The 12,832-nt window shown below is 66.3% G+C and carries 12 protein-coding genes; 4 read left to right on the top strand and 8 right to left on the bottom strand.

Going from position 1 to position 12,832, the window contains the following annotated elements; genetic code table 11:
* Position 1 precedes the first annotated feature (1 nt).
* From ABU113_RS12775 to ABU113_RS12765, 3 genes are all read right to left on the bottom strand, one after another.
* Positions 2–355, bottom strand: coding sequence for a MerR family transcriptional regulator (locus tag ABU113_RS12775; protein ID WP_454559895.1), 354 nt, complete (start codon positions 353–355; stop codon positions 2–4).
* 160 nt (positions 356–515) lie between these two features.
* Positions 516–1,424, bottom strand: a complete 909-nt coding sequence (locus ABU113_RS12770) for a DMT family transporter (protein WP_454559881.1) — start codon at positions 1,422–1,424, stop codon at positions 516–518.
* Between the two features lie 43 nt (positions 1,425–1,467).
* On the bottom strand, positions 1,468–2,403 hold the full coding sequence (locus ABU113_RS12765; protein WP_454559880.1) for an isopenicillin N synthase family dioxygenase: 936 nt from the start codon (positions 2,401–2,403) through the stop codon (positions 1,468–1,470).
* Between the two features lie 119 nt (positions 2,404–2,522).
* On the opposite strand from ABU113_RS12765, the gene ABU113_RS12760 reads away from it, so the two are divergent.
* The gene (locus ABU113_RS12760; RefSeq protein WP_454559879.1) at positions 2,523–3,056 is read left to right on the top strand and encodes an NUDIX hydrolase; all 534 of its coding nucleotides are present in this window, start codon (positions 2,523–2,525) and stop codon (positions 3,054–3,056) included.
* On the opposite strand, the gene ABU113_RS12755 is transcribed toward ABU113_RS12760, so the two are convergent.
* The 3 genes from ABU113_RS12755 to ABU113_RS12745 all read right to left on the bottom strand — a co-directional run bounded on the left by ABU113_RS12755 (position 3,040) and on the right by ABU113_RS12745 (position 6,758).
* Positions 3,040–4,209 carry a TCR/Tet family MFS transporter gene (locus tag ABU113_RS12755; RefSeq protein WP_454559878.1) on the bottom strand — a complete coding sequence of 390 codons (1,170 nt, stop codon included), beginning with the start codon at positions 4,207–4,209 and terminating at the stop codon, positions 3,040–3,042. The genes ABU113_RS12760 and ABU113_RS12755 overlap by 17 nt on opposite strands.
* A 97-nt stretch (positions 4,210–4,306) precedes the next feature.
* A complete protein-coding gene (locus ABU113_RS12750; RefSeq protein ID WP_454559877.1) occupies positions 4,307–5,902 on the bottom strand; it encodes an MBL fold metallo-hydrolase RNA specificity domain-containing protein in 1,596 nt (531 codons plus the stop codon).
* Positions 5,892–6,758, bottom strand: coding sequence for an LOG family protein (locus tag ABU113_RS12745; protein WP_454559876.1), 867 nt, complete (start codon positions 6,756–6,758; stop codon positions 5,892–5,894). The genes ABU113_RS12750 and ABU113_RS12745 overlap by 11 nt, the downstream gene beginning before the upstream one ends.
* A gap of 74 nt (positions 6,759–6,832) precedes the next feature.
* Here ABU113_RS12745 and ABU113_RS12740 point away from each other — a divergent pair, with 74 nt between their 5' ends.
* Positions 6,833–8,071 carry a CapA family protein gene (locus ABU113_RS12740; RefSeq protein ID WP_454559875.1) on the top strand — a complete coding sequence of 413 codons (1,239 nt, stop codon included), beginning with the start codon at positions 6,833–6,835 and terminating at the stop codon, positions 8,069–8,071.
* Between the two features lie 14 nt (positions 8,072–8,085).
* On the opposite strand, the gene ABU113_RS12735 is transcribed toward ABU113_RS12740, so the two are convergent.
* Together ABU113_RS12735 and ABU113_RS12730 are read right to left on the bottom strand one after the other, a co-directional pair.
* Positions 8,086–9,567, bottom strand: a complete 1,482-nt coding sequence (locus ABU113_RS12735; protein ID WP_454559874.1) for an oligosaccharide flippase family protein — start codon at positions 9,565–9,567, stop codon at positions 8,086–8,088.
* A gap of 104 nt (positions 9,568–9,671) precedes the next feature.
* The gene (locus tag ABU113_RS12730) at positions 9,672–10,385 is read right to left on the bottom strand and encodes a Crp/Fnr family transcriptional regulator (protein WP_454559873.1); all 714 of its coding nucleotides are present in this window, start codon (positions 10,383–10,385) and stop codon (positions 9,672–9,674) included.
* A gap of 143 nt (positions 10,386–10,528) precedes the next feature.
* Between ABU113_RS12730 and ABU113_RS12725 the strand changes: the two genes are divergently transcribed.
* Positions 10,529–11,812 (top strand): MFS transporter, encoded by a 1,284-nt coding sequence (locus ABU113_RS12725; protein ID WP_454559872.1) that lies wholly within the window; start codon positions 10,529–10,531, stop codon positions 11,810–11,812.
* A gap of 93 nt (positions 11,813–11,905) precedes the next feature.
* Positions 11,906–12,829, top strand: coding sequence for a cysteine synthase A (cysK, locus tag ABU113_RS12720; protein ID WP_454559871.1), 924 nt, complete (start codon positions 11,906–11,908; stop codon positions 12,827–12,829).
* Positions 12,830–12,832 lie beyond the last annotated feature (3 nt).

The following is a 12,832-nucleotide window of genomic DNA, read 5'->3' as shown; positions in this document are numbered from 1 at the left end:
CTCAGATTGTCTTTGAACCCGGCAAGACAAGTGTTTCGAGGGTAACGCAGAATTGTTCCAGTTCCTCGATCATGTGATCGATGTCCCGGCGCTGCTCCTCCAGCGCGGCAATCCGCGCCCGACACTTGGCCAACGTCACCTGACGCTGGGTGACCCGACCGTCGCCCAGGTCGTAAAGGTCGATCATCTCATGAATCTCGGCCAGACTGAAACCGACGCGCTTGCCCCTCAGTATCCAGGCCAGTCGGGCATGATCACGCTTGGAGTATACCCGGTTCTGACCGCGCCGCTCGGGGTTGATCAGGCCCTGATCCTCGTAGAAACGGATCGCCCGCGGCGTAACCCCGAACTCCATCGCCAGGTCGGTGATGGTGAATGCCTGCCCCGCCGCGCACGACGACTCAGGAGACGACAATTCGGCGAAGGCGGAATCGGACGGCGGCTTCATGGACGGGACTCTAGTTGACGTTTACGTAAACGTCAACGCGTCCGCGCGACGATGGCGGTGCATTCACCTAGCGCGACCGCCCCAGCAACAGCATGCCGGCCGAGGCGAGCGCCAGCCCCGCCGCATGCAGGGGACCAAAGGGCTCGCCCAGCACCGCCACCGCCACCAGACTGGTGGCGACCGGGCCGCTGCAGCCCACCACGCTGGCGACAGGCGCCCCCACCCGACCGATCGCCGCCGACACCAGGAACACCGGCAAGATCGTGGAAAACAGCGCCACCAGCGCCACCCACGCCAGCGGCGTCGCACCGATCACAAAGCCAGCCGGGCCATCGATCAGCGCGATATGGCCGATCATCATCACGCAGGCGGCACTCATGCCGACGGCGGTGAACAGCGCGCTGCCCAGGCGGGCAATCTGCCGCCCACTCAACATGAGGTAGATGGCGTAGGCCACGGCCGAGGCCAGCACCAGCAGCGTGCCGCGCACGACATCCCGGCTACCCTCGGCACGCACGTCGCCGCCGAACAGCACCAGCAGACCGCCGTAGGTCAGCAGCAGCGCCAGCAGCGTGCGGCCGGCGATCCGCTGTCGCCCCAGTGCCGCGCTCGCCAGCACCACGATGCCCGGATACGTAAACAGCGTCAGCCGTTCGAGCTGGGCGGAGACATATTGCAGCCCCACCACATCAAGGTAGGAGGCGACGTAATAGCCGACCACCCCGACCCCCATCGCCGGCACCAGATCGCGCACGGCCGGCTTGACCTCCAGTCGCCGCCAGGCATGCACGCCGACCAGCAGGAACACCGGCAACGACAGCAACATACGGTAGGCCAGCACGGCATCGGCACTGGCACCCTCGGCGAAGGCGATCTTGATCAGCACCGGCTTGAGCGACAGCATCAGCGTGCCCGCCATCGCCATCAGCAGACCCAGCCGGTAGGCGCGGCGACGTTCAGGCGACTCGACAAGCATCGACAACATTCCCCGCGAGGCCCACACCGGCCCCGCCCGCCGGTTACATCAACTTGATCTCGCGCAGCCGCTGCTCAAGGTAGGCCTGCGCCGTGATCGGTTCTGGGTACCGGTCTGGATTGTCGGCGGCAATGCAGCCCGGCAGGGTCTCGATCAGGAAGTCGGGATTGAAGTGGAGAAAGAACGGCATCGAATAACGGGCAAAACGCATCCGCTCCGGCGCCGGGTTGACCACCCTATGGGTGGTCGATGGCAGCACATGGTTGGACAGGCGTTGCAGCATGTCACCGATATTGACGACCAGACAGCCCTCGGGCGGCTGGATCGGCAGCCAGCGCCCCTCGCGATCCAGCACTTCAAGGCCGCCCTCGTCAGCACCGAGCAACAACGTGATGACATTGATGTCCTCATGCGCGCCGGCGCGGACGTGGCCGGCCACCGCGCCGTCGGGCTGGGGCGGGTAGTGCAGGATGCGCAGCACGCTGTTGCCAAGGTCCACCTTGTCGTCGAACCAGTCCAGCGGCAACCTGAGAAAGCAGGCGATCGCCCGCAGCAGCCGGCGGCCGAAGGCATCCATCGCCTGGTAAAGGCCGTAGGTGTTGGCGCGGAAACCGGGGATGTCGTCGACCCACAGGTTGTCCGGCATCCACTGGCGATAGGGGTGGCCGGCCGGCAGTTCCCGGCCGACATGCCAGAACTCCTTGAGATCATGGGCAGTGGCCCCCTTGGCGGTCTCGACGCCGAACGGCGTGTAGCCGCGCTGGCCATGCCCGCCCGGCACATGGTAGCGGCGCTTGGCCGCCTCCTCGCGCGCGAAGAACTGGCGGAAGCAGGCCAGCGTGCCGTCGATCAGCGCTGGCGGCAGGTCATGACCGGCCACGACCGCGAAGCCGCATTGCTGATAGGAACGGCCGAGCGCGGTCGCGAACGCCTCCAGGTCGGTATCCATCAATGCGAGATCGACAGGGGTAATGGTCATGCGGGCCTCCGGACACACTCCCTCTACGACAGGCTCCGGCGATGAAGCAATCGTGCCGGCGGTCGACAGCCACCCCCGGGAACGGCTATCCGGAACCCGACTGGCAATTGGGGCGTATGATGAGCGACGACGTTGAAATCCTGGGCACTGGCCGCTTCCTGCGGCTGATACGGCGTGGCAAATGGGAGATCGCCGAACGGACGGTGGGCACCGCCGTCGTTGGCGTCATCGCCGTCACCGACGCCGGCGAGCTGGTGCTGGTTGAGCAGTACCGCCCGGCGGTGGCCGCGCCGTGCATCGAACTGCCCGCCGGACTGGTCGGCGATGACGACGCCGCCGAGGGTCTTGAGGTCGCCGCGCGGCGGGAACTGGAGGAAGAGACCGGCTTCGAGGCCCGCCACTGGACCTACCTCTACGAGGGCGCTTCCTCGGCCGGCCTGACACCGGAGACCATCCACCTGTTCCTGGCGACCGGATTGCGCCGCGTCGGCCCCGGTGGCGGTGACGCCAGCGAGGACATCATGGTCCATGTGGTGCCGCTGGAGGGCATCGAGGCCTGGCTCGCCGGGCGCCAGCGAGCCGGCTGCTGCGTCGACATCAAACTCTTCGGGGCGTTGGGGCCGGCGCGGGCGGCCTTCACAACCCGCGCGTAACCCGCGCGGCGACCATGGCCGCCCCGGCCAGGAACAGCGCCGCCAGCAGGAACGCCGCCCCCGGCAGCGGGCCGATCAGGACCGAAAAGATGACAGTGAACAGTCCCGGCCCGATCAGCCCCGCGATGCCCGTGAGACTGCTCAGTGCGCCCTGCAGCCGCCCCTGCTCGTCCGCGTCGACCCGCCGTGACATCAGTCCCTGCACCGACGGCCCGGCCAGTCCCCACAACGCCATCAGGGGGATGCCGGCCCAGAACCACACCTCCGTCGCGGCAACACCATAAACGATGAAGCCCAGTATGCCGCACACCAGACCGGTGATCAGTGTCCGCCGCTCGCCGAACCGGGCAACGGCGACCCGCACCAGGCCTCCCTGCACCGCCATCATGCAGACACCCATCGCTGCCAGCGTCAGACCGACGGCCTTCTCGCTCCAGCCATAGCGATAGCTGGCGTAGAGAACCATGGTGCTGGGCAGCGCATGGTGCGCCAGATTGCCGAGGAAACTGATGCTGGAGAGCCCCAGCAAACGGCTGCGGGAACGCAGCAGCGCCAGTGCGCCGAGCGGATTGGCGCGACGCCAGCGAAACGGCGCCCGTTTGTCGACCGGCAGCGATTCGGGCAGGATGAACAGACCGTAACAGCCGTTGGCGAGGCTGAGACCCGCGGCCACCCAGAACGGCAGCCGCAGATCAATGGCGCCAAGCAGACCACCCACGGCCGGCCCCATCACGAAACCGACCCCGAAGGCGGCCCCCAGCATGCCGAAAGCACCCGCCCGCTTCTCCGGCGCCGTGACATCGGCGATATAGGCACTGGCGGTCGCCACGCTGGCGGCGGTGATACCGGAAATCACGCGGCCGGCGAACAGCCAGCCCAGCCCCGGCGCCAGTGCCATCAGGACATAATCGAGGCCGAGCCCGAAGTTGGAGAACAGCACGACCGGGCGACGGCCGAAGCGATCCGACAGCGCGCCCAGCACCGGCGAGAAGATGAGCTGCATCAGTGCCCAGGCAGTACCGAAGATGCCGAAAATGCGCGCGGCATGGGCCGTGTCATCCGCCACCATGCCAAGCACGATCTTCGGCAGCACGGGGATGATCATGCCCATCGCCAGCATGTCGAGCATGACGGTGATGAAAATGAACGCCACGGCGGCACGACGTGGTGTCCCCGTTGGGGCAGGCTCGGGGATGATCATGCCGTTGGCCGTCCGTCTGCTGGTATGGTCCGCGTTGCCCGTATACCCGTCAGCGGGCTCGCGTGCCGCGCGTCTGGTTCACATGATTGAGGACTTCACGCATCTTGAGCAATGTCCTCTCACGCTGCTGGTTATCCCGCATATGGCGCAGCCGGTCCTTGAGATCGACCATGATGGCGGCATATTCGTTCTGCCAGTCGTGCGCGGCCTCGGCCGGCGCGATGCGCATGCCGCCCAGCGACGTGGGTCGCTCGTTGGGCCGCAGACGGAAGCTCTCGCCAACCTGCGGACGGAACACCTGCGTGGGTTCAATGCCCTGCGCCGTGACCTTGGCCGCCAGGGCCGCAAGCGACTGTTCCTCGCCATGGCACAGGAACAGTCCTCCCCGGATCGGCTGGCGGGCATTGATCCAGGCGAGCAGTTCGCCCTGGTCGGCATGGGCGGAATAGGAATCGATACGACGGATACGGGCCCGCACCGCGACATCGGTGCCCGAAATGCGCACCCGCCGCGCACCCTCCAGGATGGTGCGCCCCAGCGTGCCCTGGGCCTGATAGCCGACGAACAGCACTGTCGACTCCGGCCGCCACAGATTGTGCTTGAGATGATGGCGCACACGCCCCGCCTCGCACATGCCTGACGCCGCGATGATGATCGCGCCCGACATGACGTTGAGCTGCATGCTGTGCTGGGCGGTCTCGACGAAATGGAAGGCCGGAAAGCCGAACACGTCGATGTCGCCCAGATCCTCAAGCTTGCCGGCATGCCGGCGGAACACGCTGGTCGCGTTGCTGGCCAGCGGCGAGTCAATGAACACCGGGGTACGGGCCAGCTTGCCCTGTGCCATCAGGATCGCCAGATCGAGCAGCAGTTCCTGGGTTCGCTCGATAGCGAAGGCCGGGATGATGAGGTTGCCCCCGCGCGCCAGCGCCGTCTCGACTTCCGCCAGCAGCAGCTGGCGACGGCCCTCCAGCGACAGTTCCGACTTCTCCCGATCACCATAGGTGCTCTCGCACACCACCACGTCGAACCCGGCCGGCGCGTTTGGCTCGGGGTGAAAAGCTTTCTCATCCGGCCCCAGGTCGCCCGAGAACAGCAGCCGCATCTCGTCGTTGAGGCATATCTCGACCGACGCGGAACCGAGGATATGACCAGCGTTCCACAGCCGGAAACGCCAGCCATGACCCAGCTCGCGCCACTGTTCCAGCGCGACCGGTTCGGTCTGTTCCAGCACGCGGCGGGCGTCGGCCTCGGTGTAGAGCGGTTCATAGGGCTCGCGACCTTCGCGGGCACGCCGGCGAGCACCGCGATCGGCCTCCGCTTCCTGGATCCGGCCGGCATCCGGCAGCGTGAAACCCAGCAGGTCGGCGGTCGGACGGGTGCAGTAGATCGGCCCCCGGAAGCCCTCCTTCACCAGACGCGGTAACAGGCCGCAATGATCGATGTGCGCATGGGTGAGCAACACGCCGTCGATGTCGCGCGGGTCGAAGGCGAACGGCGCCCGGTTGAGTTCCTCAAGACTGCGCGAGCCCTGGAACAGACCGCAGTCGATCATCCAGCGCTGGCCCGCCGCCTCCAGCACGGAGCATGATCCGGTCACGGTGCCAGCAGCGCCGTGGAATGTCAGCTTGGCGTCAAAGGTCATAATGCGTCCCCAGAATATCCCACGCCTCGTCGGCGGTCTCCACGAAACGGAACAGGTCGAGATCACCGGGGGATATCGTCCCCTCCTCGGCCAGTGCCTCGAAATTGACGATGCGATCCCAGAAGGTACGGCCGAACAGCAGCACCGGCACGGGCGCCATCTTGCCGGTCTGGATCAATGTCAGCGTCTCGAACAGTTCGTCCAGCGTCCCGAACCCGCCGGGGAACACCACCACCGCCCGTGCCCGCATCAGGAAGTGCATCTTGCGCAGGGCGAAATAGTGAAACTGGAAGCTGAGCGCGGGCGTGACGAACGGGTTGGGATATTGCTCGTGCTCCAGCACGATGTTGAGCCCCACCGATGGGGCACCCGCGTCCCACGCGCCACGATTGGCGGCCTCCATGAAGCTGGGGCCACCGCCCGACACCACGACGAAGTGCCGTTCGCCGTTGCGCTGCGGCAGGCTGGAACAGCGCCGTGCCAGTTCGCGCGCCTGACCATAGTAATGGGACTTCTCGACAATGCGTGCCGCCACCCGGCGCTCCCAGTCGGTGGTCGCGGCCGCCAGCTTCGCCTCGGCATCGCCGGGCTCCGGCACCCGCGCCGAGCCGTAGAACACCACGGTCGAGGCAATGCCGTGTTCCTGCAGCACCATCTCGGGCTTCAGCAGTTCGAGCTGCAGCCGCACCGGCCGCAGCTCCTCGCGCAGCATGAAGTCGTTGTCGAGGAACGCCAGCCGGTAACTCGGATGGCTGGTCTGCGCCGTCTCCTCCACCTGACAGGCGAACCCCGCGTCCTGACTGGCGGTGGGGAACACCCGGGACGGCTTGGACGGGCGATGAGGTGAATCGGTCATGGGCATCCCTGACGGACGAACGTGAACGGGCCTGCCTGCTTGCCGTCTATCCGGCAACGGCGCAAGGTCGAACCATGCCATGCGGCCGGATATCGGTCACCCGCTTGCCAATTTGCGGCAAGTCGTTCAAACCAATCGATATCTTGTCAGACGCCGCCCCTTGGATTTCCCTCACGATGCCCCCACCCGGCAACGCCTCCTCGTCCGTCCGTCTGGCCTTTGTTGGTGACATGGGTTTTACATGGCGGCTGGGAGAGGCAATCGACGCTCAGGGCATCGACTGGTTCCTGTCACCTTTGGGCAATGACCTGCGAGGATTCGATGCCATCGTCGGCAACCTGGAATGCGCGGTCATGCCGACCGGCACACAGACCCCGCCAAGCGGGCGGATTCAGACGCTTCCCTGCATTCTCCCCGCTCTCAAGGCCATGGGGATCGACGCCGTAACGCTGGCCAATAATCATGTGCTCGACGGCGGGCCGGACGGCCTGGCCTCGACCCGGGCGTTGCTCGCGCAGCACGGCATCGCGGCCTTTGGGGCCGGTGCGGACATCGACCAGGCCCGGGCGCCTCTGATGATGGAAGTCGGTGGTATCAAGCTGGCACTGCTGGGGGTCTGTGATGCCCCCTATGCCTACGCCACAGCCACCCGCGGCGGCGTCGCGCCGCTGGACCGCCGGTGGCTGCTCGAAGAAGTGGCCCGTCTGCGCGGCACGGGGGCGACAGTCATCGTCGTGCTGCATGCCGGCACCGAGTTTGTCTTTCACCCTGAGCCCGCGCGTATCCGTTTGTCTCGCGGCCTCATCGACGCCGGTGCCGCGCTGGTGATCCAGCACCACCCTCACGTCGTGCAGGGAATCGAACGCCATGGCGACGGCCTGATCGCCTACTCACTGGGCAATTTCATCTTCCGTCTCAGCGATAACCGCTATCAGCGCGATATCGCCGGTGTTCACGACGGCTATGTACTGGCAGTGTCATTATCGACGCTAGCGCCCCACCGGGTTGAAACGGTTGACCTGCTGCCAACCCGCATCGACCCCGAGGATCGCCCCGCCCTGCTCGCCGGTGACGCCCGCCTGAAGGCACAGTCCCGTCTCGACCAGCTATCCCGGGACATCGAGGACGATGCCCTGATCGCCCGGCGCTACAGGGCGACCTGCCGGCGGGAAGTCCGTGGCGGCCTGCTCGACAGCTACTACACGTTGCGGCGGCGCGGCCTCGCCGAGGGTTGGGCGCGCCTGAGGACCGAGATGATGCGCGGCGACCGGCGTCGCTACTATCTCGGCCTCATCGGCCTGAACGCCCTGTAGCCAATGCCTCTCTGTCAGGCGCGCCGCCGGCGCAGCCGCGCGGCGATGACCGACACCAGGGTTGCGTCCGGCCCCGACGGCCGGCCACCGAGCACCCACGCGGCCAGCGTGACCAGGGTGAACACTGCCGCGCCAATCACCGACTCGCCGAGCAGATGGGTGAGATCGTCAAGGCGGGCCCAGTCAGGACTGGCCTGCAACAGCCGCACGGCGGCAATCATGCCGACGCAGCCGAGCATCACACGCCAAAGGCGGGCAAACAGCGGCCGAACGACTGGCACCCCGATGTAGTTGAGGGCGTAGCAGGTGCCGCCGATACTGATCGTCGCCGCGAAAACCGATGCCCACGCCAGACCGTTGAGACCACCGTACATGTAGCCGAGGATGATCATCGGCAGCCGGGTGACAATGCCGAAAGTCGTCGTCTTGGTCAGCAGGTCAACCCGACCGGCGGCAATGAAGGCCGACCCGGAATTGGCGTTGATGACCCGCAGGATGCCGCGCAGCGCCAGAATCTCCAGAAGCGGTGCCATCGGCAGCCAGGCCAGGCCGAGCAGAACCGTCACCAGACTGTCCGCCACCAGCACCAGCCCGAGGCCGGCGGGCAGGGCGACCGTCAGCGCCAACGCCATGAAACTGATGAACATCTCATTACGCCGGAGCTGATCGTCGCCGGTCTTCATCATCCCCGGCAACACCGCGCGCACGATCGGCATGGCGATCTCGGTGGACGGCGTGCCACCGATTTCATTGGCGCGATTGTAGAAGGCGACTTCCGTCGGCGTCGCCATTTTCAGCAGGATCAGACCCTCCAGCTTGGACGAGAACGCCTGGATCGTCTCGTAGGCGAACATCCATTTGACGAAATGGAACAGATCCCGCCACGCGGCCAGCGTCAGGCGCGGACGCATCGGCGACATGAGAAAGCTCATCACCAGACCGACGACAGCGGCGGCCAGCGTCGCCATCACCATGGCCCAGGCCGTGCGCCAGATGAAGGCGATCGCCAGCGCCACCACGAACATGGTGATGCGCCGGTAGAGCAGAAAGCGGAATTCCTTGTCGAACTCCAGATCGCGCCGGAAATCGACCATGCCGATATTCTCGAAGCCCCGCAGCAGCGTCGCCAGCGCCAGCACCGCCAGCATGGCGCCCACGCCCGGCGCCTGGAACCAGGCATCGGCGAACGGCACCAGCGCGAGAATGGCCAGCGCCGTCACCAGTCCGCGCAGAATGTTCAGCGTCCAGGCGGTGTCGTAATGCACCTGCAAACGGTCACGCCGGCCAACCAGCGCCGTTTCCAGCCCCATGGCGGTCAACATGTCGAGGAAGCCGGTGATGATCACCGCCTTCTCGAACACACCGACCTCTTCCGGCCCCAGCAGGCGGGCGATGACAATGGAACTGACGATGCCCATCGACTGCAGCATCAGCCGGGTCATCACGGTCCAGACGGCGGAAATGCCGACACGGCGGTTCAGGGAAGGATCAGTCATGAATGTCGCATGTCGCCCGATCGTCGTTACGGTCGCGCCGGCGACCATAAAACGCCTTTAGCGGCAAGACCATGATGAGATGATTAACGCCCCCGGCCGGGCGGTCAGGCATGACGGAACCGTTCGGCGATGGCATCCACCGGACCAAGCTCGCGAATCTCGATCTGATGGGTGTCCCGCAGGTGGATAATGCCCTGGCGCTTCAGCTCGCTGATGGTGCGGCTCACCGTTTCCACCGTCAGCCCGAGGAAATCGGCAATGTCGGTGCGGGTCATCGGCACGTCGACGACCAGCGGCGCCTCATGCGCCCTGCCCTCGCGATCGGCCAGATGCAGCAGCAGATAGACCACGCGCTCCCGCGCCGTCATCCGTCCCAGCACGCACAACTGGTCGAGCACGGCGGCCAGCACCCGGTTCATGATGCGATGAATGGCGTCATCAACCTTGGGATGCTCGCGCACCACGTGACGCAGCTTCTCATAGGGGTAGCGCAGCACCCGGGTCGGTTTCAGCGCGACGGCCGACTGCATGTAGGCGCCATTGAGCGGAATCCCGAACATGTCTTCCGGAAACTCGAAGCCGACCACCTGGCGGGCGCCGTCGCTGGCCACCCGTTCCAGCATCACCAGACCGCTCTCGACGATGCACAGATGAAGACCGGGGTCGCCCTCGTCATAGATCGAGCGGCCGGCGTCCAAACTGGACCGCAACGCTATGGCATCCAGCGCCGCCCGCTCCTCTGGCCCCAGCAGGCCGCGCAAGCCTCCCCGGATAGGCGGAATCGAACGCGATACGAGCTTGATGACCTGTCCAACCATGCCCCTGTCCATGTCTCATGCGCGTGTCATTTGCAATCAAATCCCGCGAGCGTGCCGCACCCGCGAACAGGTTGTTCGCACCGCGGGACTCGACGGCCATGGGGTTGTTCTGCCAAAGGAGCCCAACGCAGATAGGCCACATCATGTCATCGCCCTCTCCCGCCGCCTCCGAAGCCCCGGCGCCCGCCGCGCCATCCGCCTTCGGATATCGTGATTTCCGCTTGTTCTGGTTTTCCCGCCTGACCGGTTCGCTGGCGGTCAACATGACGGCGGTGGCGGTCGGCTGGCAGGTCTACGAGATCGCCCGGCAAAGCCACAGCATCAAGGAAGCCTCGCTCTACCTGGGCCTCATCGGCCTGGTGCAGTTCGTCACCCTGGCCGGTTGCAGCCTGGTCGCCGGCTACATCAGCGACCGCTTCGACCGCCGCTGGATCGCGCGTGGCGCCCTGAGCGTCGACCTGCTGTCGATCGGCCTGCTGTTCGCCCACGCCCGGTGGGGCGACCAAAGCCTGCTGCCAATCTTCATGGCGGCCAGCCTGCTGGGCATCGGGCGCGCCTTCATGGCGCCCTCCATGCAGGCGCTGGCACCCAATCTCGTGCCGGTCACCATTCTGCCCTCGGCCATCGCCTGGAACTCCATCGCCTGGCAGATCGCCGCCATCGGCGGTCCGGCGGCCTGCGGCTACCTGATCGCGGGCGGTGCCGCCTGGGTTTACGGCACCTGCCTGGCGCTGCTTACCGTGTCGCTGACCTGCATCTCGTTCATCCGGCCGGTCGCGCAGACCCCGCGCACCGCCGGCCGGCCGCTGCGCGCCATTCTCGACGGCCTGTCCTACATCCGCACCAACCGGATGGTGCTGGGGGCGATCTCGCTCGACCTGTTCGCGGTGTTGCTGGGCGGCGCGACCGCCATGCTGCCGGTCTACGCCCGCGACATCCTTGCCGTCGGTCCGGAAGGTCTCGGCAACCTGCGCGCGGCCCCGGCGGTAGGCGCGGCGCTGGTGGCGCTGGTGCTCACCCGCTTCACCCTGCGCAACCGGGTGGGCCTGTGGATGTTCGCCTGTGTCGGCGTGTACGGACTGGCCACCGCCATCTTCGGCCTGTCGACTTCCTACACCTTGTCGCTGGCCATGCTGGGCGTGCTGGGTGCTGCCGACATGATCAGCGTCTACGTCCGCTCGTCGCTGATCCAGATCCATACCCCCGACGACATGCGCGGCCGCGTGGCATCGGTGAGCACGCTGTTCATCAGCGCCTCCAACGAGCTGGGCGAGTTCCAGTCCGGCATCGTCGCCCGCCTGATCGGCGCGGTGCCAGCGGTGGTGGTCGGCGGCGTTGGCGCCATCGTCGTCACCGTGTTGTGGGCGATGTGGTTCCCCGAGCTGCGCAAGGCCAACCGGCTGGCCACGGAAAGCAGCCGCAGCTAAGCTGCGTCTCGCGACAGAAATTCTATCTTGTCTACTTTTCGGGTGGGCATAACGTTCACTGTACGGACGAACCACCGGTATTGGAGGGGAACCATGAAGGCCGCGACGATTCTCGACACCATTGGCAATACGCCGCACATCCGTATCAACCGGCTGTTTGGCGCGGCCCATGAAGTCTGGGTGAAGTCGGAACGCGCCAACCCCGGCGGCTCGATCAAGGACCGCATTGCCCTGGCGATGGTTGAGGCGGCGGAAGCCTCGGGCGCGCTCGGGCCCGGCGGCACCATCATCGAGCCGACCTCGGGCAATACCGGCATCGGCCTCGCGATGGTGGCCGCGGTCAAGGGCTACAAGCTGATCCTGGTGATGCCGGAGAGCATGTCGGTGGAGCGTCGGCGCCTGATGTTGGCCTACGGCGCCAGCTTCGTGCTGACTCCGCGCGAGAAGGGCATGAAGGGCGCGGTCGAGAAGGCAGGCGAACTGGTGGCGACGACGTCCGGGGCCTGGATGCCGCAGCAGTTCGAGAACCCCGCCAACATCAAGGTTCACGTCGAGACCACGGCGCAGGAGATTCTCGCCGATTTCCCCGAGGGGCTGGACTATCTGGTCACCGGTGTCGGCACCGGCGGCCACATCACCGGCGTCGCCGAGGTCCTTAAGGACCGCTTCCCCGCCCTCAAGGTGTTCGCGGTCGAGCCCACCCTGTCACCGGTGATCTCCGGCGGCCAGCCCGGCCCGCACCCGATCCAGGGCATCGGCGCCGGCTTCATCCCCGCCAACCTGCACACCCGCCTGCTCGATGGCGTGATCCAGGTCGATCCCAACGACGCCAAGGACTATGCGCGCCGCGCCGCCCGCGAGGAGGGCCTGCTCGTCGGCATCTCTTCCGGCGCGACACTGGCCGCAATTGCCACCAAGTTGAGGGACGCTCCGGCCGGCAGCCGGGTGCTCGGCTTCAACTATGACACCGGCGAGCGCTACCTGTCGGTGCCGGACTTCCTGCCCGCCGAGGAGTGAGCA

This window comes from Parapedomonas caeni (assembly GCF_041060555.1).
Taxonomy (GTDB): domain Bacteria; phylum Pseudomonadota; class Alphaproteobacteria; order Sphingomonadales; family Sphingomonadaceae; genus CAUJIW01.
Note: the sequence above shows the minus strand (reverse complement) of the source record. Positions and strands in the feature narration are given on the sequence as shown.

Coding starts and splice junctions, on each gene's coding strand:
- ABU113_RS12775 (WP_454559895.1), bottom strand. CDS start 355: ATGGAGTTCGGGGTTACGCCGCGGGCGATCCGTTTCTACGAGGATCAG.
- ABU113_RS12770 (WP_454559881.1), bottom strand. CDS start 1,424: ATGCTTGTCGAGTCGCCTGAACGTCGCCGCGCCTACCGGCTGGGTCTG.
- ABU113_RS12765 (WP_454559880.1), bottom strand. CDS start 2,403: ATGACCATTACCCCTGTCGATCTCGCATTGATGGATACCGACCTGGAG.
- ABU113_RS12760 (WP_454559879.1), top strand. CDS start 2,523: ATGAGCGACGACGTTGAAATCCTGGGCACTGGCCGCTTCCTGCGGCTG.
- ABU113_RS12750 (WP_454559877.1), bottom strand. CDS start 5,902: ATGACCTTTGACGCCAAGCTGACATTCCACGGCGCTGCTGGCACCGTG.
- ABU113_RS12745 (WP_454559876.1), bottom strand. CDS start 6,758: ATGACCGATTCACCTCATCGCCCGTCCAAGCCGTCCCGGGTGTTCCCC.
- ABU113_RS12740 (WP_454559875.1), top strand. CDS start 6,833: ATGCCATGCGGCCGGATATCGGTCACCCGCTTGCCAATTTGCGGCAAG.
- ABU113_RS12735 (WP_454559874.1), bottom strand. CDS start 9,567: ATGACTGATCCTTCCCTGAACCGCCGTGTCGGCATTTCCGCCGTCTGG.
- ABU113_RS12730 (WP_454559873.1), bottom strand. CDS start 10,385: ATGGTTGGACAGGTCATCAAGCTCGTATCGCGTTCGATTCCGCCTATC.
- ABU113_RS12725 (WP_454559872.1), top strand. CDS start 10,529: ATGTCATCGCCCTCTCCCGCCGCCTCCGAAGCCCCGGCGCCCGCCGCG.
- cysK (WP_454559871.1), top strand. CDS start 11,906: ATGAAGGCCGCGACGATTCTCGACACCATTGGCAATACGCCGCACATC.